Here is a 24,247-nt window from a genome sequence, read left to right on the forward strand (position 1 = left end):
TCGACGGCGATGTCGGAGCCTCGATCTACCGTGTGAGCATGCGTATCCTGCACACCTCCGACTGGCACATCGGGCGGACCTTCCACGGTCACTCCACGCTCGATGCGCTCCGCGGTGTGCTGGATGGACTGATCGCGCAGGTCCGTGAGCACCGCGTCGACCTCGTGATCGTGGCGGGTGACGTGTTCGACTCCGCAACCCCGGCCGCCGCCTGCTACACGCTCCTGTCCGACGCGCTCCGCGGCATCGCAGACGCGGGCGCGCGCGTCGTGGTCACGAGTGGCAACCACGACTCCGCGGCGCGGCTCGGGTTCCAGGCAGGGCTGCTGCGCGACGGCATCCACGTCCTGACCGATCCGGATGCCGTGGGTACTCCGCTCACGATCGACGACGCCCATGGGCCCGTCCACTTCTACGGCATCCCCTACCTCGAGCCGGCGCTCCTGCGGCACCGGTGGGAGGGAGTGCGCACCCAGGCGGCCGTCCTCGGGCGTGCCATGGATCTCGTCCGCGCCGATCTCGCCGAGCGGGGCGGCCGCTCGGTGGCGATCGCGCACTGCTTCGCCGCGGGCGTCGAGCCGACACCGCACCTCGAGCGCGACATCCAGCAGGGCGGCCTCGACGTCGTGCCGCTGTCGACCTTCGACGGTGTCGACTACATGGCGCTCGGGCACATCCACGGACGGCAGCGTCTGTCCGAGAGCGTCCGTTACGCCGGCGCGCCCCTGCACTACAGCTTCGGCGAGGGTGACAAGCCGCGCGGATCGTGGCTCATCGAGCTGGATGCCGACGGCCTCGCCGCCGTCGAGTGGCTCGACCTGCCGGTGCCCCGTCGCCTCGTGACGCTCCGTGGTCCGTTCGCCGAGATCCTGTCCGACGAGGCGCTCGCCGACCATGCGGAGGCCTGGGTGTGCGTCGAGTACACCGATGACCTTCCCGAGGCTGATCCTCTCCGTCGGCTGCAGCAGCGGTTCCCCTTCTGCGCGAAGGTCGTGCACGCCCCGGCGACCGTCCGCGCCGGCGACACGGCGACCTATGTCGAGCGCGTTCGCGCCGCGCGCTCCGACCGCGAGCTCGTCGATGCCTTCCTCGTCCACGTGCGCGAGGGGCAGGGGGCGACGGAGCGCGAGGCGGATCTCATCGACGACGTACTCGACGACCGGGTGCGCCAGGAGGCCCTCGCGTGAAGCTCCACCGGCTCGAGGTGACGGGGTTCGGTCCGTTCCGCGAGCGGCAGATCGTCGACTTCGACGCCTTCGACGACGACGGTCTCTTCCTGATCTCGGGTCGTACGGGTGCGGGCAAGTCGAGCATCCTGGACGGCGTCAGCTTCGCCCTGTACGGCTCGGTGCCGCGCTACGAGGGCGGCGACCGGCGGCTGCGCAGCGACCACAGTTTCCTCACCGACCCGACCGAGGTGCGCCTCGAGTTCACCGTCGGGGGCACCCGCTGGCGGGTGACCCGCGCGCCCGAGTACGAGCGGCCCGCCAAACGCGGCGGCGGTCTGACCCTCGAACCGGCGCGCGCCGAGCTCGAGGAGTGGATCGACGACCGATGGGTCGGCCGTGCCGCCAAGCAGCGCGAGGTCGGGATCGCCCTCGACGAGGTGCTCGGGCTCAGCGCGCAGCAGTTCCAGCAGGTCATCCTGCTCGCACAGAACAAGTTCTCGCGCTTCCTGCTCGCGGCCAACGCGGAACGTCAGCAGCTGCTCCGCACCCTCTTCGGGACCAAGCGCTTCGAGGGCTACAAAGACGCTCTCGACGAACGCCGGCGCGACGCGCAGAAACGGCTCGACGAGAACGGCGCACGGGTACGCGCGCTGCTCGAGGTCGCCGAGCGCGAGATCTCGACGCACGACCTCCACGGAGCGGATACCGGCGAGGCTGCTCTCGACGCGGACGTCCTCGGACGGAAGGAAGCCGTCGAGCGAGCCCTCGCGCGAGCAGAGTACCGCGTCGATGCGCGCGGCAACGAGCGAGCAGTCGCGACGGCTCGGGCCGAGGCAGCGACGGCGGAGCACCGGCGGCTCGTTCAGATCGCGGAGCGTCTCGCCGACCTCCAGCGAGCCCGCGCCGACCTCGCCGCGCGTGAGTCCGAGAGATCCGAGATCGACGCTCTCCGAGAGCGCCTCTACCGGGCACGGGCCGCCGAGGCGCTGCGTGCTCCCGTCGAGAACGCCGCGCGAGCCGCTGATGCCCTGGCCGCGGCACAGGCGGATCATCGAGACGCGGAGGAGGCCTGGACCGCCGCGGGGGGGTCGCCCGACGACGACATTCCCGCGACGATCGAGGGACTCACGACCCGTATCGCACGCGCCCAGGCCGCCGCCGAGGCGGAACGGGATGCCGCCGCGCTGGGCGACGCTCAGCAGCTGCGCCGCGACGAGCTGGCCCGCCTCGACGAGGCGCTCCGCGACCTCGATGCCGTCCTCGGGGCCGTGCCCGAGCGGCGCCGGCTCGCGGCGCTCCAGCTGGCAGAAGCCCGCACCGTGGCCGGGCGACACGACGATCTCGCCGCCTCGCGCACCGATCTCGCCGCTCGACTCGACGCCGCACGGTCGCTCGAACGGCTGAGCCCCCGCGCTGCCGAGGCCGAAGCGGCGTATGCGGACGCCAATGCACTCTCCGCGGCGGCATCCGCGCACGTCGGCGAGGTGCTCCGCCGGAGACTGCGCGGCTATGCGGGTGAACTCGCGGCATCCCTCGTCGACGGCGAACCGTGCGCTGTCTGCGGATCCACGGCCCACCCTCGTCCGGCGGTCCACGACGGCGACCCCGTGACGGACGACGACCTCGCCGCCGCGGAGAATGCGCGTGACGATGCTGCCATGGCTGAGAAGGATGCCGCCCAGGCAGCGGCCGCCGCGCGGGAAGCCGTCACGGCGGCCGCAGCCGCGGCGGGCGGTCGGGATGCCGACGAACTGGCTGACGCCGTGGCCGACCTCGACGATAGGATCACGGCCGCCGCCGCCGCGCGCTCCCGCGTCGACGAGCTGAGTCGCGATGCCGAGCAGATCGACGAGCTCGAAGCCGACGCGCTCCGCGAGGCCGCGGCAGCGCGCGAGCGCGCAGGTGCCGTCCGTGAGGAGCTCGCGACGGTCGACGGGGCGCTGCAGACAGCCGGCCGAGCCGTCGAGGCGGCGCGTGGTGAGCACGAGAGCGTCGCCGCGCGCATCGCCGCCGACGAGAAGCTCCGCCGGCTCGCCGCGGCGTTGCTCGACGCTCGCCGGAGCGAGCAGACCCGTCGAGAGGCGGCGGACGCGGCGGAGGGCGACCAGGACGCACGCATCGCGGGCACCATGTTCGCGTCGCCGACCGACGTCCTCGCCGCGCTCCTGCCGGCCGACGAGACGGATCGACTCGTGCGTCGCGTCGAGGAGCACGCCGCCGCGCTCACCGCCGCCCGAGCGCGCGCGCTCGAACTCGAACTCGAGACCGTCGATCAGACGGCCGAGCCCGAGACCGTCTCGGCCGCTGCAGGCGAGGCAGCCGAGGCCGACGACGCCCGGTCCGCAGCGATCGCCGCCGAGGCCGACGCCGTGAACCTTGCGACGGGCCTGCGCGACCTCGTCACGCGCATCGACGCTGCCGCGGGTGCCGTCGCGACGCAGGCCGAGGACGCCGCCGCGATCACGCGTCTCGCCGACACCGTCGCGGGCAGGGCTCCCAACACGATGAAGATGGACCTCGAGACCTTCGTCCTCGCCGCGGAGCTCGAAGAGATCGTCGCCGCCGCGAACCTGCGGCTGGCAGAGATGTCGTCGGGTCGCTACACCCTGCGCCACTCCGATGCGAAGCAGGCTCGGGGCGCGGCATCCGGCCTGTCGATCGAGGTCCTCGACGCGCACACGGGGCGGCTCCGCTCACCGCAGTCGCTCTCGGGCGGCGAGTCCTTCCTGGCCTCGCTCGCGCTCGCCCTCGGGCTCGCCGAAGTCGTCACGTCTCGGGCCGGCGGCATCCGTCTCGACACGCTGTTCATCGACGAGGGGTTCGGTTCCCTCGATCCCGAGACACTGGAACTCGCCATGCGCACCCTCGACGAATTGCGCGCCGGCGGTCGGATCGTGGGCGTCATCAGTCACGTCGAGGCGATGAAGGAGCAGATCCCCGCTCAGCTCGTCGTCGAGGCGACACCGGAAGGGCCGAGCATCGTCCGGCAGGACGTCATGACCCAGCCCTTAGGCTGAAGACATGAAAAAGGGCACGATCTGGACCATCCTCGGCGTCATCGCCGCCGTGATCATCGCGTGGATCGTCGTCGACATCGCGCTCAAGGTGGTCTTCTTCTTCGGGAAGATCCTCATCGTCGCCGTCGTGGCGCTGATCGTGTTCTTCGTGCTGCGTTCGCTATTCAGCCGCCGCGACGCCTGATCGATCCCGTGAGCGTCAGACGCCGTAGAGCTCGGTGATCCGCTCGCGCAGCTGACCGCTGCAGATCGCGACGGCGTCACGCCAGTCGGTGATCGCGTCATCCTGCGCACTGTCGGAGACCGCCTTCAGGATGCGGATCGGCACCCCGAACTGCTGCGCCACCCAGATGTAGGCGTAGGCCTCCATGTCGACGAGCGTGCCGCCGAGAGCGCGGATCGCCTCCACGGTCTGCGCGTCGTCGACGAAGTGGTCGCCCGTCGCGATGGTCGTGCCCTCGCGGCCTGCGATCGACACCGTCGGCGGCAGCGAGACGTGCTGACCTGCGACGCCGTCGACGTCCGACACATCGTGCTGCAGTGCGGTGGTCACCTCGTGCACACCCACCGTGCCGGCATCCACCGATCCGGCGGTCCCGACGACGACGATCTCGTCGTAGCTCGCGCGGTCGAGCGCGCGCGTCAGGGCATACGTGGCCTGCAGCTTGCCGGGCCCGGTGACGAGCCGGTCGAAACCGGGGAGCTCCTCGGGGAAGGCGACGAGTTCGGAATCCAGAGCGGCGACGAGGAGCTTCACCGAACCATCATCCCACCCGGAAGTCAGCCCTCCTCGCCGGGGAAGGCCGCGTCGAGCTCCGCCAGCCACGCCGTCGCGTTGCCGTCGGACGGCGCGCGCCAGTCGCCGCGCGGCGAGAGCGAGCCCGCAGGCGAGACCTTCGGCGCGTTCGGGACGGCGCTGCGCTTGAACTGCGCGAACCCGAAGTAGCGCTTCAGGAACACCCGCATCCACCGCACGATCGTCGCTCGGTCGTACGCGAACCGCTCGTCGGCGGGGAAGCCGGGAGGCCACGCCCCGGCATCCGCCTCGGCCCAGGCGTGCTCGGCGAGGAAGACGATCTTCGACGGGCGGAAGCCGTAGCGGAGGACGTGGAAGAGCGTGAAGTCGTGCAGGGCGTAGGGGCCGATCGTGCTCTCGGTCGACTGGACCTTGCCGTCCTGGCCGGCCGGCACGAGCTCGGGGCTGATCTCGGTGTCGAGGACAGCCTGCAGGACCTCCTTGGCGCGGTCGGTGAGGGTCGCGCCCGACTCGTCGCTGTGCGCGATGACCCAGCGGATGAGGTGCTGGATAAGGGTCTTCGGGACCCCCGCGTTCACGCCGTAGTGGGCCATGTGATCGCCGACGCCGTAGGTCGCCCAGCCGAGGGCGAGCTCGGACAGGTCGGACGTGCCGATGACGATCCCGCCCCGCTGGTTCGCGAGGCGGAACAGGAAGTCGGTGCGGGCGCCGGCCTGCACGTTCTCGAACGTCACGTCGTAGACGGGCTCGCCCTTCGCGAACGGATGCCCGAGCCCGGTCAACAGCTCCGTCGCCATCGGGCGGATGTCGATCGTCTCGATCGTGGCGCCGATCGCCTCGGCGAGGGCGATCGCGTTCGACTTCGTGTGCTCTCCGGTCGCGAAGCCGGGCATCGTGAAGGCGAGGATGTCGCTCCTCGGCCGTCCCATCCGGTCCATGGCCCGGGCGACGACGAGCAGGGCGTGCGTCGAGTCGAGGCCACCCGAGACACCGATGACGGGTTTCGGCTGCCCGATCGCGCGCAGGCGCTGCTCGAGACCCGACACCTGGATGTTGAAGGCTTCGTAGCAGTCGAGGTCGAGGCGGGCAGGGTCGTCCGGCACGAAGGGGAAGCGGTCGAGCGGGCGGCGGAGGCCGGTGAGGGATGCCGCCGGCTCCACCGTGAACGGGATGCGAGTCGGCCACGCGGATTCGCTGCGGGCGTTGTCCTCGAACGTGCCCTGCCGCAGGCGGTCCTGACGGAGCCGGTCGAGGTCGATGTCGGCGATCGCGTGCCGCGGGCCGTCGGGGAAGCGCTCGGTCTCGGCGAGGAGTGTGCCGTTCTCGTAGATGATCGTCTGCCCGTCCCATGAGACGTCGTTGGTCGACTCTCCCTGACCCGCAGCGGCGTACACGTAGGCGGCGAGGCAGCGGAAGGACTGCGACTGCACGAGGATGCGGCGGTCCTCGGCGCGCGCGATCGTGATGGGGCTGCCCGAAAGGTTGAGGAGGACCGTCGCGCCGGCGAGGGCCGCGTGCGAGGACGGCGGCACCGGCACCCAGAAGTCCTCGCAGATCTCGGCATGGACGACGAGTCCCGGCACGTCGGTCGCCTCGAACAGCAGGTCGGTGCCGACCGGCACCTCCTCACCGGCGAGGGTCACGGTGTCGGGGGCCCCGTCGCCGCGTGCGTACCAACGGGACTCGTAGAACTCGCGGTAGGTGGGCAGGTGCGACTTGGGTGCGACACCGAGCACACGCCCGCGGTGGATCACGACGGCGCAGTTGTAGAGCCGGTTCTGCATCCGCAGCGGCGCGCCGACGACGAGGAGGGGGGAGAGATCGATGGATGCCACGACCAGCCGCTCGATCGCGGTGACGACGGCGTCGAGGACGACGTCCTGCATGACGAGGTCCTCGATGGCATACCCCGAGAGGCAGAGTTCGGGGAACACGGCGACCGCGACGCCCTCGTCGTGACAGGCGCGTGCGCTCTCCAGGACCGCCTCGGCGTTGGTCGCCGGATCGGCGATCGCGACCGGGACCGTGCACGCTGCCACGCGCGCATAGCCGTGCCGGTACGGGTTCTCGAACGGAAGGTCCTGGGTCACGGCTCCAGTCTGTCAGGTGGCCGTCGGCCTGCGGCAGCCTGTGCTTTCATCGTCTGGTGCCCTCCCGCGCCGCCGGACCTCCCGTTCTCCCGCCGCCCTATCCGTTGCCCGAAGACTGGCGGGTCGGCACCCCCACCCGCATCCGTCCCTGGACCGTCGTGGCCTACTCGCTCGTCGTGGTCCTCAGCGGGGCGGCCGCGGTCTTCGCCGTCCTGGCCGACGACATCGGCGCGGCGACCTGGCGGACGTTCGTCTTCCTGGCCGCGACCGCCGGTTTCGGCGTCCACTTCGAACGCGCGGGTGCGGAACGCGACCTGCCCGAACTCCTCAACGCGGTGGCACTCACTCGGGCGAAGGAACGGCCCGCGCGATTCGTGGGTGCATTTCTTCCGCGAGCGCGGTGCGGGTGCGTGGCTCAGCGGTTGCTTCACGGCGGCCGGTGCGTTCGGCGCCGTCGTCTTCGGATGGGCGATCTTCCGTTCCGTCGTCACGGATGCCGCCTTCGCGCTCATCTGGCTGATCCCGCTGCTCCTCCTCGCTCTCGTGCTGCTGCTGGCCGGTACTCTCGCGGTCGTCACGACCTGGCGGGCGGCCTCGTTCGGTCGGCTGCCGATCGGGGTGGGGATGGGACCGGCGGGCGTGACCCGCTACTACCTCGACGACACCGACGACATCGAGTGGTCCCGGATCGCTCACGTCACTCCCACGGTGTCCGCCGTCGACGAGAAGACGGGCGACTTCACTCCTTCCGTGGAGCTCCGAGCCGCCGACGACGAGATCCTGCTCGATCTCAACATCAGCGGATTCCGCGCCCACGCGTGGCTCATCTACGCCTCCATCCGATTCTGGGCGGAGCATCCCGAGATGCGCCACGAGCTCGGGACGACGTTCGCCCAACAGCGCATGGATTCGTGGCGTCGGGGCATGCTCGGCGAGAGTGTCGGAGACCGCGGATAGTGTCGATTCCCGAAAGGGGATCATGCGATACATCGAAGACGACGGCCGGATCGTCTGGAGCGCGAGCGATCTGAAGGCCGCGGCCGAGTGCGAATTCGCCTGGCTGCGGGCGATCGACGCGAAGCTCGGCCGGATCGCGGCGGTCGAGGACCCCGAGGACCTCACTCTGGAGCGGGCGGGCCGGCTCGGGACGCAGCACGAACGGCGGGTCTACGAGGCGTACCGAGACGCGCATCCGGGTGCGGTCGTCGAGATCCCCGAGACGAGGTCGTCGGATGCCGCGGCCCTCGCGGCCGCCGTCGCCGCGACCGATGCGGCGCTCGCCGACCCCGCCGTCCATGTGATCTATCAAGCGGCCTTCTCGACCGAGGAGTTCGTCGGCTTCGCGGACTTCCTCGTGCGCGGCGTCGATGCGCGCTGGGTCGTGCAGGACACCAAGCTGGCGCGTCACGCGCGCGTCACGGCCCTCATGCAGCTCGCGGCATACGTGGACCAGCTCGACCGACTCGGGGTGCCGCGCGCCGCCGAGGTCCAACTGCTGCTGGGCGACGGGTCGGTCTCGACCCACGCCGTCCGCGACCTGATGCCCGTCTTCTCGCTGCGCCGCGACCGGCTCCGCGCCCTCATCGCCGACCGGAGCCTCGCCGCCGGCGCCGCCGGAGAGCCCATCCCCTGGGGCGATGACCGCGGCGAGCTCCGCGTGATCGCCTGCGGACGATGCGCCACGTGCGACCTTGAGGTCGTCGCGCACCGGGACCTCCTCCTCGTCGCGGGGATGCGGCCCGTCCAGCGCGACCGCCTCCGCGCGGCGGGCGTCGCCACGATCGACGACCTCGCGGCATCCCGCGAGGCACCGCCGCGGATGTCGTGGGACACCTTCTCGGGACTACGCACCCAGGCGCGACTGCAGCTCGAGAGCCCCGCCGGGGGAGTCGACGACGCCCCCGCGCAGACGAGCCCAGCGGTCCCGACCTTCGACGTCGTCTTCCCCAAAGCCCTGGGAGCACTGCCTCGACCGGATCACGGCGACCTGTTCTTCGACTTCGAAGGCGATCCGCTCTACACCGAGGGCGCGGCCGTGCAGTGGGGGATCGACTACCTGTTCGGCTGGGTCGATGAGACGGAGCAGTATTCGGCGCTCTGGGCGCATTCGTTCGCCGACGAGAAGCGCGCCCTCGAGGACTTCCTCGAGTTCGTCGCCGTCCGGCGGCGCGCACATCCCGGGATGCACATCTACCACTACGCGCCGTACGAGCCCACGCACCTGCTCGCCATGGCGGCACGTCACGGGGTGGGCGAGGCGGCTGTCGACCGTCTGCTGCGCGACGGCGTGTTCGTCGATCTCTATCCGATCGTCCGCCGGGCGCTGCGGGTGGGGTCGCGCTCGTACTCCATCAAGAAGCTCGAGCCGCTCTACATGGGCGACGAAGTCCGCTCGAGCGACGTGCAGCGCGGCGACGACTCGATCGTCCGCTACGTCGAGGCGCGCGCCCTGCAGGATGCCGGCGATGTCGCGGCTGCACAAGTCATCCTCGACGACCTCGCCGACTACAACCGCTACGACTGCGTGTCGACGCGGCGCCTGCGGGACTGGCTCGTCGACCGCGCGCGCGAGGCGAAGCTGACGCCTTCTCGGGAGCCCGATGCCGGCGAGGCCGTGTACGAGCCCTCCCCGCGGGCCGAGGCGCTCTCGCGGTTCGCCGACGATGCCGAGGACGAATCGGTCGCGCAGGCACTCCGGCTCGGGGCGGCGGCCATCGACTACTACCCGCGCGAGGCGAAGACGTTCTGGGCGACGCATTTCCTGCGCCTCCGTGAACCGGTGTCGGTGTGGGAGGACACGCGCGACGTGGTCGTGATCGATCGTGATCGGTGCCGTGTGCTCACCGACTGGCACCGCCCGGAGGGTCTCACCGCGGTCAGACGCGTCATCGAGATCCGCGGCGAGTTCGCCCCCGGGACGCGCATCACGGTCGGTCAGAACCCGTACGCCCTGTACGAGCTGCCGGCACCGTTCCCCATCGAGACCAGTCCGCGCTGGATCCACGCGGCGCGGTCCGTCTCGGTCGTCGACGTTCTCGAGGACGGCGTCGTGATCGCGGAGAACGCCTACCAGGGATTCACGTGGCAGGAACTCCCCGTCGCGCTCACCCCGCCCGCCCCGCCGCGCGCGGGAAGCCAGCAGGCCGCCATCGACGAGTGGGCCGACGCGGTCCTGGCCTCCGCCCCGGCCCTGCCGACGGATCCCGCGACCGACCTGCTGCTGCGCCGTCCGCCGCGTCTGCCTGCACCGTTGCCGCGCACCGGTGACGACGTCGCCGACATCGCCGCAGCCCTCGCCGGGCTGTCCGACGGATACCTCGCCGTGCAGGGTCCCCCGGGGACCGGCAAGACCTACGTCGGGTCCCATGTCGTCGCGCGGCTCGTCCGTGAGCGCGGATTCCGTGTCGGGGTCGTCGCCCAGTCGCACAACGTCGTCGAGCACATGCTCGACCGGATCGTCGAGGCCGGGTTGGACGCCGCACAGGTCGCCAAGGCGCCGAAGGGGCCCGCGACGGGCCGGGAGCGTTTCACCGTCATCGCGAAGAATCAGCTGGCCGCCTACATCGATGCGCAGCCTGCCGGCTTCGTGGTCGGCGGCACGGCCTGGGACCTCACCCATTCCGGACGCGTCGCGCGCCGCTCGCTCGATCTTCTCGTGATCGACGAGGCGGGCCAGTTCTCGCTCGCCTCGACCATCGCGGTCTCGGCCGCCGCGAAAAGGCTGCTCCTCCTCGGCGACCCGCAGCAACTGCCGCAGGTGAGCCAGGGGACCCATCCCGAGCCGGTCGACACCTCCGCGCTCGGATGGGTCATGGACGGCCACGCCGTGATCCCCGCCGATCGTGGGTATTTCCTCGCCCGCACGCGGCGGATGCGCCCCGAGGTGGCCGAGCCCGTGTCGCAGCTCGCCTATGAAGGGCAGCTCGAGGCGCACCCCGACACCGCCCTGCGACGTCTCGAGGGTGTGCCGGCCGGGGTGATCCCCGTGCCCATCGCCCACACCCGCAACGCGACGCAGTCGCCCGAGGAGGCGGACGAGGTCGTGCGGATCGTCCGGGAGCTGAGCGGCATCCCGTGGACCGACGGCGGCGGGCCCCGCCCGCTCGCGCCCGAGGATGTCATCGTCGTGACGCCGTACAACGCGCAGCAGGTCCTGGTCGAAGAAGCGCTCGTCGCCGCCGGGTTCCCCGGCGTCCGTGTCGGAACGGTGGACCGCTTCCAGGGTCAGGAAGCGGCCGTCGTCATCGTCTCACTCGCAGCGTCGTCAGGACGGGATGCACCGCGCGGACTCGAGTTCCTGCTGTTGCAGAACCGCATCAACGTGGCCGTGTCGAGAGCGATGCACACGGCGTACGTCGTCTACAGCACCGGGCTGCTCGACGACCTCCCGCGGACGCCTGACGGAGTGGCCCGGCTCAGCGCCTTCGCGCGGCTGGTCGGAAGCCCGTCAGCGTCCGTGCGGCAGGAGGTTCAGACCGTGCCGCCTTGGACCGTGCCGACTCAAACCGTGCCGTAGAGACGGTCGCCCGCGTCGCCGAGGCCGGGCACGATGTAGCCCTTCTCGTTGAGCCGTTCGTCCAGAGCGCCCAGGACGAGGGTCACGTCGCGGTCGCCGACCTGCTTCTCGATCGCGGCGAGTCCTTCGGGAGCCGCGAGGATGCAGACCGCGGTGACGTCCTGCGCACCGCGGGCGAAAAGGAAGTCGATCGCGGCGCCGAGCGAGCCGCCCGTGGCGAGCATCGGGTCGAGGACGAAGCACTGACGGTCGCTCAGGTCGTCGGGGAGGCGTTCGGCGTACGTGTACGGCTCGAAGGTCTCCTCGTTGCGGGCCATCCCGAGGAAGCCGACCTCGGCCGTCGGCAGCAGCTTCGTCATGCCCTCGAGCATGCCGAGGCCGGCGCGGAGGATCGGCACGACCAGCGGGCGGGGCTCGCTGATCTTCAGGCCCGTCGTCCGGGTGACCGGGGTGTCGATCTCGATCTCCTCGACGCGGACGCCGCGGGTCGCCTCGTAGGCGAGGAGCGTGATGAGCTCCTCCGTCAACTGGCGGAAGACCGGCGAGGTGGTGCGCTTGTCGCGCAGCACCGTGAGCTTGTGGGTGATGAGGGGGTGGTCGGCGACGTGCACACGCATGAGCCCAAGGGTACCGGGGCTACGCTGACCTCGTGAGTCTGCCCGTCCCCGCCGCCGACGATGCGGCGATGGTCCGGGCGCTGGAACTGGCGGCATCCGCCCCCGCGCACGGCGATGTGCCCGTCGGCGCCGCCGTCATGCGCGCGGGCCGCATCATCGGCGAAGGCCGGAATCTGCGCGAGCGCGACGGGGATCCGCTCGCGCACGCCGAGATCGTCGCGCTGCGGGCGGCGGCATCCGCTCTCGGGTCGTGGAACCTCGAGGAGTGCACCCTCGTCGTCACCCTCGAGCCGTGCGTCATGTGCGCGGGGGCGATCCTGCAGACGCGCGTCGGTCGGGTCGTCTTCGGCGCGTGGGATGAGAAGGCGGGTGCGGCCGGGTCGGTCCACGACCTGCTGCGCGACAGGCGGATGCCACACCGCGCCGAAGTCCTCGGCGGGGTGCGCGCGGGGGAGTCGGCCGACCTGCTGCGCGCCTTCTTCGACGCGAAGCGCTGAGCGCCCCGGTCAGTCGGACGAGCTGAGGATGATCGCCTCGGTCGGCGGGGCGGGGGATGCCGGAGACCCGATGTACCCCGTCAGCTCCAGCAGCGCGCGACGGAAGACGGCAGGACGTTCCAGGTGGGGTGTGTGGCCGACGCCGGGGAGCGCGAGCTCGGTCGCGGTGCCCCCGGCATCCGTGTAGCGGCGCAGGACCTCGCGGGTCTGCGACACCATCGGCTGGGCGGGAGCGACGTCGGCGCCCGGCCAGTCCGGCAGGATCCCGAGCGCGCCGAGGTGGTTCGGGTCGGAGAAGGACGTGTCCGAGATGATCGGATCGAGGACGCCGCGCACCCACAGGATGGTGGGTTTGACCGGCAGATCGACGATGGCGGACACGTCGAAGTGCGACGGTGCGAGGGCGTTCAGCACGCCGAACCGGCCCGGCGCGTAGCCCGGCCAGTGCGGACTGGGGACAGCCTCGCCCGGGTAGTTGCCGGTCGCGGTCGAGGTCGACAGCATCGCCTCGATCCAGAGGTCCTCGTGCTCGGTGGTGAAATCCTCCGCCACGAACGACGCGCGGAAGACACTGCGGGGGGGAGGTGGGAGCCTCGTCGCCGGACTCCCGCGCGGTGAGGCGGCGGACGAACTCCGCGTTCGCCATGCCCGCGCCGCATCCGGCATCGTCGTCCGTCAGCCGCGTGCCGTCCAGGCGCGTGCCGCCGAGCCCGTAGGGAGAGACGGGCGATTCGAGCAGGATCGTCCTCACCGGGTGGTCGAGCGCGTACTGCAGCGCGACCGCTCCGCCGAGGTCCCAGCCGACGAGGTGCGGGGTGTCGATGTCGAGCTGCGACAGCACGGCGGCGACATCGTCGCTGAGGTCGCGGATGCCGCGGCTCGCGTCGACGGGCATGTGCTCCGTTCCGCCGAACCCGCGAAGATCGATCGCGACGATGCGGAACTCCGCAGGCAGGTCCTGCATGAGCTCCTGCCACACGAGAGCCGACGAGAGCCCACCGTGGAGGAGGACGACGGTCCGGTCGGGGCTGGTCGCGGGGTCGTCGCCGGCGCGCTCGAGAATGTTGACGCCCAGGCGGTCCGTGTCGATGATGCGGGACGAGATTCCGTCGAGGAGGGTCATGACCCGATGATAGGCCGGGCCCCTCCGAGGGTCCCAGCCTCTTGCGTCCGGCGCGTGCAGTGAGGTCGGTGACAGGATGGGGGCATGACGCACCACCTTCCTCCCGTCGCCATTCTCGGAGCAGGTACCATGGGAGGTGCGATCGCCCAGGGCATCGCGCGCTCCGGAGAGGCGACGTCGGTCGTCGTGACCAACCGCACCGCCGCCAAGGCTCGCGAGCTCGACGGTCTCGACGCGGTGACGAGCATCGCGCTGGCGGACGAACCGAGCGCGAACACGGATGCCGCGGCATCCGCCGACATCCTCCTGATCGGCGTGAAGCCCGCCCTGGTCCCCGACGTGCTGCGCGAGATCGCGGGAGCGCTGCGGCCGGGGACGATCGTGGTCAGCCTGGCCGCGGGTGTCACGATCGAGACCTTCGAAGCCATCGTCGGTCCCGGGATCCCCGTCATCCGCTCGATGCCGAACACGCCGGCGGTCGTCGGCAAGGCGGTCACCGGCCTCGCTGCCGGATCGACCGCGACGCCGGAGCACGTCGCACTCGTGCGACGGCTGTTCGAGACGTGCGGTGTGGTCATCGAGGTGCCCGAGACGCAGATCGATGCGCTCTCGACCATCTCGGGGTCAGGCCCTGCATATGTCTTCCTGCTGGTCGAGGCCCTCACCGAGGCCGCACGGGGCAAGGGCTTCGACGAGGCCGATGCGCGCCTCATGGCGGAGCAGACCTTCATCGGCGCGACCGCGCTGCTCGCGGCATCCGGTGAGGATCCCGCCGAGCTCCGCCGCCGGGTCACGAGCCCGAAGGGTACGACCGAGCGGGCTATCGGCGTCCTGCAGACGGGGAACCTCGACGGTCTCTTCTCGCAGGCGACGGATGCCGCGCTGGCCCGCGCGCGGGAGCTCGCGACCGGCGTCTGACGCCGGCGCTCAGGCGTCGCCGAGCGTGAGATCCTCGGCCGTCGTGCGCTCGGTGAGCACCGCCGTGTGGTCGGCTCGGCCCACGACGCGGCGCACGGCGAAGAGGATCGCCGCGCCGACCGCGGCAGACACCGCAGCGGCCGCATAGGGGGCACCGACGCCGTACACCGCGAGGGCGGTGCCGACGGGTGCGCCGATGGCGCCGCCGAAGAAGCGGAACCCGGAGTAGGCCGAGCTCGCGACGGCGCGCGGCAGGGTCGTCGCCTCCATCGCCGCTTCGGTGAGGATCGTGTTGACGGCGCCGATCTCGACGCCCAGGAGCACGACGCAGAGGACGAGCAGGGGGCGCGAGCCCGCGCTGAGCGAGGCGGCAACGTGAGTCGCGGCGAACGCGACGAGGAACCAGAACAGCACCTGGACGACCGAGTACCGCTTCGTGAGGCGCGGAGCGATGAGCACGCCGGCGATCGCGAGGCCGATGCCGAAGCCCATCATGACCAGGCCGATGCCGACCGCCGGCAGCTCGAGGGCGTACGGCGTATACGACAGGGTGACGAAGAAGCCGGCGTTGTAGAGGAAGGCGACGACGCTGATCGCGAGCAGTCCCTTGTCGGCGAAGGCGCGGAAGGGCGCACCGACCGAGCTGCGCTGCGCGGCATGCCCCGGATCGCGGACGAGGGTGAGCAGGGCGACGACGCCGACGGCGAGGAGGGATGCCGTTCCCCAGAACGCCGCGAACCAGCCGATCTCGCCGAGCAGGCCGCCCACGAGCGGCCCGACGGCCAGTCCGATGCCGAGCGCCGCCTCGTAGAAGATGACGGCGTGCTCGCTGCGCCCACCGGATGCCGAGACGATCGATGCGAGCGCGGTCGAGAGGAACAGCGCATTGCCGAGTCCCCACACGGCGCGGCACGCGATCAGGGCGCCGATCGTCGGCGACAGAGCGCACCCGACGGCGGCGAGGGCGATGACGGAGAGTCCCAGGATCATCACCGCGCGCGTCCCGATGCGGGTCGACAGCCAACTGGTGAAGAACATCGCCGACGCGGTCACCGCGAGGTAGCTCGTGAACAGGAACGACGTCTCGACCGGGGCGGCGTGCAGCGTGGCGGCGACCGTGGGGAGGATGGGGCCGACGAGCCCGATCCCCATGAACGCGATCATCGCGGCGAAGGCGATGGCCCAGACGGCGGGGCGGCTGCGAGAGCAGGCGCGGAGCGGTGGTCTCGGGAGCGGGGGTGGTCGAGGTGGTTCCGGTGTCGAGGGCGGTCATTCCTCCGATTGTACACCGATGATTTACTAGTGAACTATTTAGACGGGCGCGGCTACAGTGGATTCGTGACCGAGCGCGCCGACCTGATCGACCGCATCCGTGCTGCCTGGGCGGCGTCGATGCCCGCGATGGACACCGCGCCCATCGATGTCTGGGGCAGACTCAACCGGACGAGCGCACTCGCCACGGCCCAGATCGAGCGTCTGCTCGCCGACAGCGGTGTCTCGCGATCCGAGTTCGACGTCCTCTGCGTCCTTGCCCGAATGGATCGCCCGCTCCGCGCGAGCGAGGTGACCGCCGAGACGATGCTCAGCGGGGCGGCGACGACGAAGCTCACGACGCGGCTCGAGTCGGTCGGCCTCCTCCGTCGCGAGCGTTCCGACCGCGACGGTCGGGCGGTGCAGCTGTCGTTGACGGATGCCGGGCGCGCCGTCGTCGAGCGGGAGATGCCCCGCGCGCTCGCCCACGACGAGCGGCTGCTGGGCGGGTTCAGCGAGAGTGAGCGGGCCGAGCTCGCCGACCTCCTCGCGCGCCTTCTCGCGAACGCGCAGCGGGAGATCTGACGACGAACCCCGGCGCGGGGCTCAGCGGTCGAGCGAGGCGAACCGCTCGATGTCGGAGTTCGTCCCGGAAACGATGATGAGGTCGTGATTGGTGACGACGGTCGTCGCTTCTGCGTACCGGAACGGCTTGCCGGGGCTCTTCACCCCGACCACGGTGACGTTGTACTTCGAGCGGACTCCGGATTCGTTCAGGCCGACGCCGCGGATGAAGCGCGGAGGGTACATCTTGGCCAGCACGAAGTCGTCGTCGAACCGGATGAAGTCGAGCATCCGGCCGCTCACGAGGTGCGCGACGCGCTCGCCGGCCTCGCGCTCGGGGTAGATGACGTGGTTCGCTCCGACGCGGGCGAGGATCTTGCCGTGCGATTGCGAGACCGCCTTGGCCCAGATCTGCGGGACCTTGAGGTCGACGAGGTTGGCGGTGATGAGGACGGATGCCTCGATCGAGGAGCCGACGGCGACGACGGCGACCTGGAAGTCCTGCGCGCCGATCTGCTTCAGCGCCTCGATGTTGCGCGCGTCGGCCTGGACGGCGTGCGTGACGCGCTCCGACCACTTCTGCACGAGGTCGAGGCTGTCGTCGATCGCGAGGACATCTCGGTCGAGCCGGTCGAGCTCGCCCGCGCACGCGGCGCCGAAGCGACCGAGTCCGATGACGAGGACGGGCGAATCGCTGCGCAACTGCTCAACCAACGATGGGCCTTTCCACGGGCAGCGCGTAGTGCTGCGTTCGGCTGGTCGCGGCCACGGCGGCCGCGAGTGTGACTGTACCAACGCGTCCCATGAACATCGTCAGCGCCATGACGAAGACGGCGGGGTCGGGCAGCTCCTGCGTCAGCCCCGTCGACAGGCCGACCGTCGCGAAGCCCGACACGACGTCGAAGAGCACCTCGTCGAGGGGTGCTTTGGTCAGGTGGGCGATGGTGATGGTCGACAGGGCGACGATCGTCGCGCCCCACGCGACGACGGACAGCGCGACGCGCTGGACGTCGCTCGGGATGCGGCGGCCGAACGCCGAGACGCTCGGACGTCCCTTCGCCTCGGACCACACCGCGAGGGCGAGGACCGCGAGCGTCGTGACCTTGATGCCGCCGGCGGTCGAGGCGGAGCCGCCGCCGACGAACATGAGCATGGATCCGACGACGATCGACGACTCGTGCAGCTCTCCGATGTCGATGATCGAGAATCCGCCCGAGCGGGTCATCGCGGAGAGGAACAGAGCCTGGAAGGTGGTGTCCCAGGCATCCATCGTGCCGAAGGTCTTCGGGTTCCCGTACTCGAGGATGACGAAGGCGATCGCTCCCGCGATGAACAGGACGACGGTCGTGATGAGCGTGAGCTTCACGTGGATCGACCACTTGCGCACGTGCCAGTGGTGCTTCCACAGGGCGTAGATGACGGGGAACCCGATCGAGCCGAGGAAGACGCCCACCATGAGGACGCTCAGCAGGAGGTAGTTCTGGGCGAAGGGTGCGAGCCCCTCGGCGTTCGGTGAGAACCCCGTGTTCGTGAACGCCATCGCGGCGTAGTACGGGGCCTCCCACAGGGCGGTCAGTGCGTCGACCCCGCTGGCGAGCAGCATCGGGTAGAGGAGGACCGCGAGGGCGGCCTCGATCACGAGCGTCGACAGGGCGACGGTCGCCAGCAGCTGGCCGACCTCGCCCAGCCGGACGGCTTGGCCCTCGTTGACCGGGCCGCCGTGGGCGCGCATCGGGTTGCTGTCGCCGGCGGCGAGGAGCTTGGCTCGCAGGCCCAATCGCTTCGAGATGACGAGGCCGAGGATCGAGGCGAGGGTGAGCACCCCGAGGGCGCCCACGTTGACGCCGATGAAGACCACGACGTGGCCGAGCGGAGACCAGTGAGTCGCCATGTCGACCGTCGCGAGTCCCGTGACGCAGATCGTCGACACCGCGGTGAACAGCGCGTCGGGGAGCGGGGTGACCTGCCCGTCCGACGCCATCACGGGCAAGGAGAAGATCGCCGTGAACAGCAGGATGAGCGCCGAGAAGATGAGGACGGCGAAGCGGGACGGCGACGCCGTGGCGAGGTCGCGCATCGCGGAGAATGCGCGGCGGTGCCACGCCGGTCCGCGCCGGGGGGCGCGCTCGTCGACGGCCAGGCCCGTCATCAGCGCCCCTTCCTCGTTCGGATCGTTGTCATGGTACTCCCGCGCGCGGGCGGGCTAACCTAATGCCATGGCGGACATCTTCGACGTGATCGCCGACGGGACCCGTCGGGACATCCTCCAGCTCCTCCGCGAACGCGGGGCGTCGGGGGAGAAGGGGACGAGCGTCTCCCAGATCGTGTCGGCGCTCGGCGTGAGCCAGCCGACGGTCTCCAAACACCTCAAGGTGCTTCGGGAGGCATCCCTCGTCTCCGTCCGCGAGGACGGGCAGCACCGGTACTACAGCCTGTCTCCGGCACCCCTCGACGCCGTCGACGACTGGCTGTTCCCCTTCTTCGCCGTCGACGACGAGGATGCGGCGACGCCGCACGCCCTCACCGAGAGCGCCGCTCATGCCGCCGAGGTTGTGGGTCGAGCAGCCGCGTCGGCGAAGCACGCGGTGACGAGCGTCTTCAACAAGCTCCCCGGTCGCTGAGCCTCGCCCGCCCCACGAGTCACACAGGTTTACACGCGTCCCGCTGAACCCCTAATGTGGAGGAATCTGCGGGGGATCGCATATTCATAAGGGGACGGACATGTCGGACATCTCGGATGTGCGCTTTCTCACTGTCGCTGAGGTCGCTGACCTCATGCGCGTGTCGAAGATGACCGTCTATCGCCTGGTGCACTCCGGCGAGCTTCCCGCCGTCCGCTTCGGTCGCAGCTACCGCGTTCCCGAAACCGCCGTCACAGCAGCTTTGCAACGTCCTATCGCTGACGTCGGCTAGACTGATCCGAGGCATTTTTCCGTCTTGCCGTTCCCGGACGCCCACACTGCGCGTCCAGACCCCGACTTAGTGAGGTTTACCGTGGGTTCAGTCATCAAGAAGCGCCGCAAGCGCATGGCGAAGAAGAAGCACCGCAAGCTGCTTCGCAAGACTCGCCACCAGCGCCGCAACAAGAAGTAAGCGGCATCGCACACCAAGCGCCCCCGACCGGTTCGCCGGTCGTCGGGGCGCTTCGTGTTGCGTCCGCGGCCTCCATTCCCGGGTGAGAATGGATGCCGTGACCGCACTCACCCTCATCTCCAAACCCGACTGCCACCTCTGCGACGTCGCCCGCGAGATCGTCGACACCGTCGTCGCGGACCTCCCCGAGGGTCAGGTCGACGTCGAGGAGCTGTCGATCGCCGACGACGCGGAGCTCTACGCGACGTGGTGGGAGAAGATCCCCGTCGTCTTGATCGACGGGGACCTGCACGCGCACTGGCGCGTGTCGGCCGACCGCCTGCGCACGGCCCTGACCGAGAGCGCCCGAGCATGATCCGCCACATCGTGATGTGGAAGATGGCCGCCGACGACGCCGAGACGCGCGCTGCGCACGCAGCCGAGGTCGCGCGTCTGCTCGAGGGGCTGGTCGGCGTCGTGCCCGTCATCCGCTCCCTCAGCGTGGGCGTCAACGTCGCCGTGCCCGAGAGCAATGCCGACGTCGCTCTCGTGATCGACCTCGACGACCTCGATGCCCTCGACGCCTACCAGGCGCACCCCGCGCACCAGGAGGTCGCCGGGTACATCCGCAGCGTGACCGGCGGCCGGATGGCCGTCGACGTCGAGGTCTGAGGCCTCACCGCGGCCTTGCGCGCTCCGTCGTGACGACGGGCACGGGCGCGACGGCGATGTGGACCCGCTCCCCGAACTCGAGACGGTCCTCGGCGGCATGCTGCAGGCGCACCAGGGTTCCGTCATCGGTGCGCACGAGGGAGCGGCGGAAGCTGCCGAGGAACGTGCTCTCTTCGACGACTGCACCGACCCCGGACCCCGCACCCACCAGGAGCACGTGCTCGGGGCGCAGAAGCACGTCGACGTCGCCGTCCTCAACCGCGGACTGCGCCGGGACCTCGGTGCCCCAGAGCGTGACGGTGCCGCCGCGGGCGACCCCCGGCACGGAGCTCGACAGCCCGATGAACGCGGCGACGCGGGGTGTTGCGGGACGGCGGTAGAGCTCCTCGGGCGAGCCGATCTGCTCGATGCGACCGGCATCCATCACCGCGATCCGGTCCGAGACCGCGAGGGCCTCCTCCTGGTCGTGGGTGACGAAGACGGTGGTCGTCCCCAGGCGCAGCTGGATGCGGCGGATCTCGTCGCGCAGTTGCACGCGGACCTTGGCGTCGAGGGCCGACAGCGGCTCGTCCAGGAGCAGGACCCGGGGCTCGGTCACGAGCGCACGGGCCAACGCGACCCGCTGCTGCTGACCCCCGGAGAGCTGGTGCGGGTAGCGGTCAGCGAGGTGGTCCAGACCGACGAGCTCGAGGGCTTCGCCGGCCCGACGACGCGAGGTCCGGGCATCCACCTTGCGGCGGCGGAGTCCGAACGCGACGTTGTCGACGACGCGCAGGTGCGGGAAGAGCGAGTACGCCTGGAACACCATGCCGATGTCGCGCTTGTTCGTGGGCGTGCGCGAGACATCCGTGCCGCCGAACGCCACGACGCCGGCCGTTGCGTCCTCGAGGCCCGAGATCACTCGGAGCGCCGTCGTCTTGCCGCATCCGGACGGACCCAGCAGCGACACGAACTCTCCCGGGGCGATGTCGAGGTCGACCCCGTGGAGCACCCGCGTCGCACCGAAGTCCTTCACGATGCCGCGGAGCTCCACGCGGGTGCCGTCGCCGGCGGCGGCCAGCAGGTGGTTGTCCGCGGTCCGCGGGAGCGCCCGTGCGGCAGCGGTGGCGTCGATGGTCATGGGGTCTTCCTTCCGGCGCCGACGCGTCCCGCGCGGCCGATGATGAGCAGGAGCGCGAACGCGAAGGCGAGGGCGAGCAACGTGAAGATCGCCGAGGCCCAGGCATCCTGCTTGTTGATGAGGACGAGTCCCGTCTGCAGCACCTGACGGTTCAGGAGCGACGCGATCGTGAACTCCCCGAGGACGACGGCCACGGTGATGAGGGATGCCGCGAGCAGCCCCTGTCGCAGGTTCGGCGCGATGACGCGCAGCAGCACCGTCGGCCACCCGGCGCCGAGTGTGCGGGCCGCCTCGGTGAGCGTCTGCAGGTCGACGGCGTCGATGGATGCCTGGATGGAGCGGTAGGCGAAGGGCAGGACGACCACCCCGTACGCGAAGGCGAGGGTCCACGCCCCCGTGCCGAGCGACCGGCCGATCGTCAGGTAGATCGGGGCGAGGCCGACGACCAGCACGATCGCCGGGATCGTGATCGGCAGGAGCGCGAAGAACTCGAACACTCGTCGCAGCCGCGGGTAGCGCAGCGCGACCAGGACCATCGTCGGGGCGAGCACGACGAGGACGATCGCGACGGTCACGACCGCGAGGATCAGGGAGTTGATCAGGCCCGCCCAGACCGGGCGGTAGGCCGCCGCGCGCGCGGGATCGAACAGCGCCGCCCAGCGGTCGAGGGTGAGGCTTCCGTCCGCGGCGGTCAGGGTGAACAGCAGGGTCGCGGCGAATGGGACGGTGAACACCAGGCCGACGAGGATGCCGATGGCCCACCGCGACGTGCGGGAGGGGGCGAGCGGGGAGCGGCTCATGCGTGCCACCTCGACGCCCGCCGCTGCACGAGGTTGTAGACGACCATGGCCGCCGCGACGACGACGATCATCCCGAGCGCGAGCGAGCCCGCGAGGTTCTCGCGCCCGAGCACGGTCTCGCTCGTGAGCGCCGTGCGGATCTGCAGCGGGACGATGGACGACCCCTGGCTGGCGAGTGCCGCCGCCGTCGCGTACGACGAGAACGCGTTCGTGAACAGCAGGAGGAAGCTCGCGAGGAAGGACGGCGCGAGGACCGGCAGCCCCACGTGGAGCCAGAATCCGGCTCGCGTGCCGCCCAGGGTCAGGTGCGCCTCGGCCCACTGCGGGCGGAGGGCGCCGAGGGCCGGCATGAAGGTGATGACCATGAGCGGCACCTGGAAGACGATGTAGGCGGGGATGAGTCCGGGCAGCGAGTAGATCCACGCACCCTGAGCGAAGATGTCGATGCCGAACGCCTCCGCGAGGAACCGCGTGACGACGCCCTGGGTGCCGAGGGTCGCGACCATGACGAAGGCGAGCATGACGCCGCCGAACTGCGCGAGGACGCCGGATGCGGCATCCACCGACGCGCGCACGGCGCCCGTCTCGGGTAGCCCCAGCATCGCGAAGCAGACGAGGGCGCCGATGACGGCGCCGATGACCGCGGTGAGCAGGGAGACCCAGGTCGAGTTCCAGAACGTCGCGGTGATCACCGGATCGACGAGCGCCGTCACGTTGTCCCACGTGAAAGCGCCGCGGTCGTCCTGGAAGCCGGTGACGACCGCGAGGATCGTCGGTAGCAGGAGGAACAGCGCGAGGTAGGCAAGGAACGGCACGAGGCCGAGCCACGCCCACCCGATGCGGCGGGAGCGGGGGAGCGGGGAGCCCGTGACCGGGCTCCCCGCCGGGGCGAGCGCGGTCACTGGACCGCGGCCGCCCATTCCTTGCCGAGCAGCGTGCCGGCCGTCGTCGACTGGTCCTCGGTGGGGACGACGGTGTCGGCGGGGGCCTTCGGGAGCTTCGCCGCGAGCGCGGCGTCGATCGTGCCGGCCTTCGTCATGGCCTCCATGCGGACGGGGCGGGCGCCCCCCTTCAGCCACAGGTTCTGGACCTCGTCGCTGTAGAGGAACTCCTGCCACAGGCGTGCGGCGGCCGGGTGCGGAGCATCGGCGTTCACGGCCTGGTTGTAGTAGCCCGCGTAGCCGACGCCATCGAAGACGACGGTCTTCCACGTAGGGACGTCAGCGGTGTGCGCCGCGTTCAGGTAGTCCCAGTCGAAGACGACCGGCGTCTCTCCGCTGGCGACCGTCGCGCTCGTGACGTCGAGCTTCAGCATGTTGCCCGCCTTGTCGAGCTTCGAGAAGAAGTCGATGCCCGGCTGGAAGTCGTCGAGGGTCCCGCCCGACTGCACCGTGGCGAGACCGACGGCCGCGAAAGCGGCGCCCGCCTGCGTGGGGTCGCCGTTGATCGCGACCGACCCGCGGTAGGACCCGTCGAGCAGATCGCTGAGCTGCGTCGGGGCGGAGAACTTCGCCGAGTCGTAGCCGACCGACATGTACCCGCCGTAGTCGCCCACGAACAGGCCGGACGGTTCCTTGAGCTCTGCGGGGATGTCGTCCCAGGTCTGCACCTTGTAGGGCGCGAACCGGTCGGTGTTCTGGAGCGCGACCGTCAGACCGAGGTCGAACACGTCGGGGGCGGTGTCGAGGCCCTCGTTCGTCTCGGCCGCGGTGATCTCCTCGGCGCTCGAGAAGTCCGGCGACTGCTCGTTGATGGCGATCTCGGGGTAGCGCTTCGCGAACAGGTCGATGATCTCGCCGTAGTTGGCCCAATCGCGCGGCAGGGCGATGACGTTGAGGGCGCCTTCGGCCTTGGCGGCCTCCTCCAACTTCGCGAACCCGCCGAGGTCGCTCACGCTCTTCGCGGTGGCGGCAGCGGGCCCCTCGCCGGAGGCGTTCTGGGCATCGGTCGCGCCGGCGCAGCCGGCGAGGGACAGAGCGGCGATCGTGGCGACAGCCAGTGCGGCGGCGCGCCGCCGGGACGGACGAAACATGCGGTTCCTCTCGGGTGTTCCGGCGTGCGCGG

The 24,247-nt window shown here is 70.5% G+C and carries 23 protein-coding genes and 1 pseudogene; 13 read left to right on the top strand and 11 right to left on the bottom strand.

Annotation, left to right across the window (positions count from 1 at the left end; all coding sequences use genetic code 11):
* Positions 1-38: 38 nt before the first annotated feature.
* The 3 genes from QE428_RS07940 to QE428_RS07950 are packed head-to-tail and all read left to right on the top strand — an operon-like array spanning position 39 to position 4,370.
* A complete protein-coding gene (locus tag QE428_RS07940; protein WP_307467844.1) occupies positions 39-1,187 on the top strand; it encodes an exonuclease SbcCD subunit D in 1,149 nt (382 codons plus the stop codon).
* Positions 1,184-4,186, top strand: a complete 3,003-nt coding sequence (locus QE428_RS07945; protein ID WP_307467847.1) for an AAA family ATPase — start codon at positions 1,184-1,186, stop codon at positions 4,184-4,186. The genes QE428_RS07940 and QE428_RS07945 overlap by 4 nt, the downstream gene beginning before the upstream one ends.
* Positions 4,187-4,190: 4 nt before the next feature.
* Positions 4,191-4,370, top strand: a complete 180-nt coding sequence (locus QE428_RS07950) for a hypothetical protein (RefSeq protein ID WP_091351746.1) — start codon at positions 4,191-4,193, stop codon at positions 4,368-4,370.
* 15 nt (positions 4,371-4,385) lie between these two features.
* On the opposite strand, the gene QE428_RS07955 is transcribed toward QE428_RS07950, so the two are convergent.
* Entirely contained in the window at positions 4,386-4,943 is a 558-nt protein-coding gene (locus QE428_RS07955; protein ID WP_133398582.1) for a nucleosidase, read from the bottom strand.
* A gap of 23 nt (positions 4,944-4,966) precedes the next feature.
* Complete coding sequence (locus QE428_RS07960) at positions 4,967-7,033, bottom strand: NAD(+) synthase (RefSeq protein WP_307467852.1); 2,067 nt, start codon at positions 7,031-7,033, stop codon at positions 4,967-4,969.
* A gap of 378 nt (positions 7,034-7,411) precedes the next feature.
* On the opposite strand from QE428_RS07960, the gene QE428_RS07965 reads away from it, so the two are divergent.
* Positions 7,412-7,990 carry a hypothetical protein gene (locus tag QE428_RS07965; protein ID WP_307467855.1) on the top strand — a complete coding sequence of 193 codons (579 nt, stop codon included), beginning with the start codon at positions 7,412-7,414 and terminating at the stop codon, positions 7,988-7,990.
* Between the two features lie 22 nt (positions 7,991-8,012).
* The gene (locus tag QE428_RS07970) at positions 8,013-11,549 is read left to right on the top strand and encodes a TM0106 family RecB-like putative nuclease (protein WP_307467857.1); all 3,537 of its coding nucleotides are present in this window, start codon (positions 8,013-8,015) and stop codon (positions 11,547-11,549) included.
* On the opposite strand, the gene upp is transcribed toward QE428_RS07970, so the two are convergent.
* The gene (gene upp / locus QE428_RS07975; RefSeq protein WP_091351750.1) at positions 11,534-12,166 is read right to left on the bottom strand and encodes a uracil phosphoribosyltransferase; all 633 of its coding nucleotides are present in this window, start codon (positions 12,164-12,166) and stop codon (positions 11,534-11,536) included. The genes QE428_RS07970 and upp overlap by 16 nt on opposite strands.
* A 68-nt stretch (positions 12,167-12,234) precedes the next feature.
* Between upp and QE428_RS07980 the strand changes: the two genes are divergently transcribed.
* Positions 12,235-12,663, top strand: coding sequence for a nucleoside deaminase (locus QE428_RS07980; protein WP_091359379.1), 429 nt, complete (start codon positions 12,235-12,237; stop codon positions 12,661-12,663).
* Between the two features lie 370 nt (positions 12,664-13,033).
* Here the strand turns inward: QE428_RS07980 and QE428_RS07985 are convergent.
* A pseudogene (locus QE428_RS07985) lies at positions 13,034-13,786 on the bottom strand (alpha/beta fold hydrolase); the annotation flags it as partial.
* Between the two features lie 84 nt (positions 13,787-13,870).
* Between QE428_RS07985 and proC the strand changes: the two are divergent.
* Positions 13,871-14,704 (top strand): pyrroline-5-carboxylate reductase, encoded by an 834-nt coding sequence (gene proC / locus QE428_RS07990; protein ID WP_307467862.1) that lies wholly within the window; start codon positions 13,871-13,873, stop codon positions 14,702-14,704.
* 9 nt (positions 14,705-14,713) lie between these two features.
* Here the strand turns inward: proC and QE428_RS07995 are convergent, their stop codons facing one another.
* Complete coding sequence (locus tag QE428_RS07995; RefSeq protein WP_307467867.1) at positions 14,714-15,868, bottom strand: MFS transporter; 1,155 nt, start codon at positions 15,866-15,868, stop codon at positions 14,714-14,716.
* A 174-nt stretch (positions 15,869-16,042) separates the two neighbouring features.
* Between QE428_RS07995 and QE428_RS08000 the strand changes: the two genes are divergently transcribed.
* Positions 16,043-16,540 (top strand): MarR family winged helix-turn-helix transcriptional regulator, encoded by a 498-nt coding sequence (locus QE428_RS08000; protein WP_091351754.1) that lies wholly within the window; start codon positions 16,043-16,045, stop codon positions 16,538-16,540.
* A 21-nt stretch (positions 16,541-16,561) separates the two neighbouring features.
* Here the strand turns inward: QE428_RS08000 and QE428_RS08005 are convergent, their stop codons facing one another.
* Together QE428_RS08005 and QE428_RS08010 are read right to left on the bottom strand one after the other, a co-directional pair.
* Positions 16,562-17,233, bottom strand: a complete 672-nt coding sequence (locus QE428_RS08005; protein WP_036310225.1) for a TrkA family potassium uptake protein — start codon at positions 17,231-17,233, stop codon at positions 16,562-16,564.
* Positions 17,226-18,668: a TrkH family potassium uptake protein gene (locus tag QE428_RS08010; protein WP_091351755.1), complete on the bottom strand. Its 1,443-nt coding sequence runs from the start codon at positions 18,666-18,668 to the stop codon at positions 17,226-17,228. Before QE428_RS08010 ends, QE428_RS08005 begins: the two co-directional genes overlap by 8 nt.
* A gap of 67 nt (positions 18,669-18,735) precedes the next feature.
* Here QE428_RS08010 and QE428_RS08015 point away from each other — a divergent pair, with 67 nt between their 5' ends.
* From QE428_RS08015 to QE428_RS08035, 5 genes are all read left to right on the top strand, one after another.
* The gene (locus QE428_RS08015; RefSeq protein ID WP_091351756.1) at positions 18,736-19,140 is read left to right on the top strand and encodes a helix-turn-helix transcriptional regulator; all 405 of its coding nucleotides are present in this window, start codon (positions 18,736-18,738) and stop codon (positions 19,138-19,140) included.
* Positions 19,141-19,240: 100 nt separating this feature from the next.
* Positions 19,241-19,432, top strand: coding sequence for a helix-turn-helix domain-containing protein (locus QE428_RS08020; RefSeq protein ID WP_018186843.1), 192 nt, complete (start codon positions 19,241-19,243; stop codon positions 19,430-19,432).
* Positions 19,433-19,513: 81 nt separating this feature from the next.
* Positions 19,514-19,612, top strand: coding sequence for a 30S ribosomal protein bS22 (locus QE428_RS08025; RefSeq protein WP_003792170.1), 99 nt, complete (start codon positions 19,514-19,516; stop codon positions 19,610-19,612).
* Between the two features lie 97 nt (positions 19,613-19,709).
* Complete coding sequence (locus QE428_RS08030; protein WP_133398575.1) at positions 19,710-19,967, top strand: glutaredoxin family protein; 258 nt, start codon at positions 19,710-19,712, stop codon at positions 19,965-19,967.
* Entirely contained in the window at positions 19,964-20,263 is a 300-nt protein-coding gene (locus QE428_RS08035) for a Dabb family protein (protein WP_091351757.1), read from the top strand. Before QE428_RS08030 ends, QE428_RS08035 begins: the two co-directional genes overlap by 4 nt.
* 4 nt (positions 20,264-20,267) lie before the next feature.
* Here QE428_RS08035 and QE428_RS08040 read toward each other — a convergent pair whose 3' ends face one another.
* The 4 genes from QE428_RS08040 to QE428_RS08055 are packed head-to-tail and all read right to left on the bottom strand — an operon-like array spanning position 20,268 to position 24,215.
* On the bottom strand, positions 20,268-21,383 hold the full coding sequence (locus tag QE428_RS08040; protein WP_091351758.1) for an ABC transporter ATP-binding protein: 1,116 nt from the start codon (positions 21,381-21,383) through the stop codon (positions 20,268-20,270).
* Positions 21,380-22,183, bottom strand: a complete 804-nt coding sequence (locus tag QE428_RS08045; RefSeq protein WP_091351759.1) for an ABC transporter permease — start codon at positions 22,181-22,183, stop codon at positions 21,380-21,382. Before QE428_RS08045 ends, QE428_RS08040 begins: the two co-directional genes overlap by 4 nt.
* Positions 22,180-23,103, bottom strand: a complete 924-nt coding sequence (locus QE428_RS08050) for an ABC transporter permease (protein ID WP_373457704.1) — start codon at positions 23,101-23,103, stop codon at positions 22,180-22,182. The genes QE428_RS08045 and QE428_RS08050 overlap by 4 nt, the downstream gene beginning before the upstream one ends.
* Entirely contained in the window at positions 23,082-24,215 is a 1,134-nt protein-coding gene (locus QE428_RS08055; protein ID WP_307467886.1) for an ABC transporter substrate-binding protein, read from the bottom strand. Before QE428_RS08055 ends, QE428_RS08050 begins: the two co-directional genes overlap by 22 nt.
* Positions 24,216-24,247 lie beyond the last annotated feature (32 nt).

The organism is Microbacterium sp. SORGH_AS_0505 (assembly GCF_030818715.1).
In the GTDB taxonomy this organism is placed as follows: domain Bacteria; phylum Actinomycetota; class Actinomycetes; order Actinomycetales; family Microbacteriaceae; genus Microbacterium.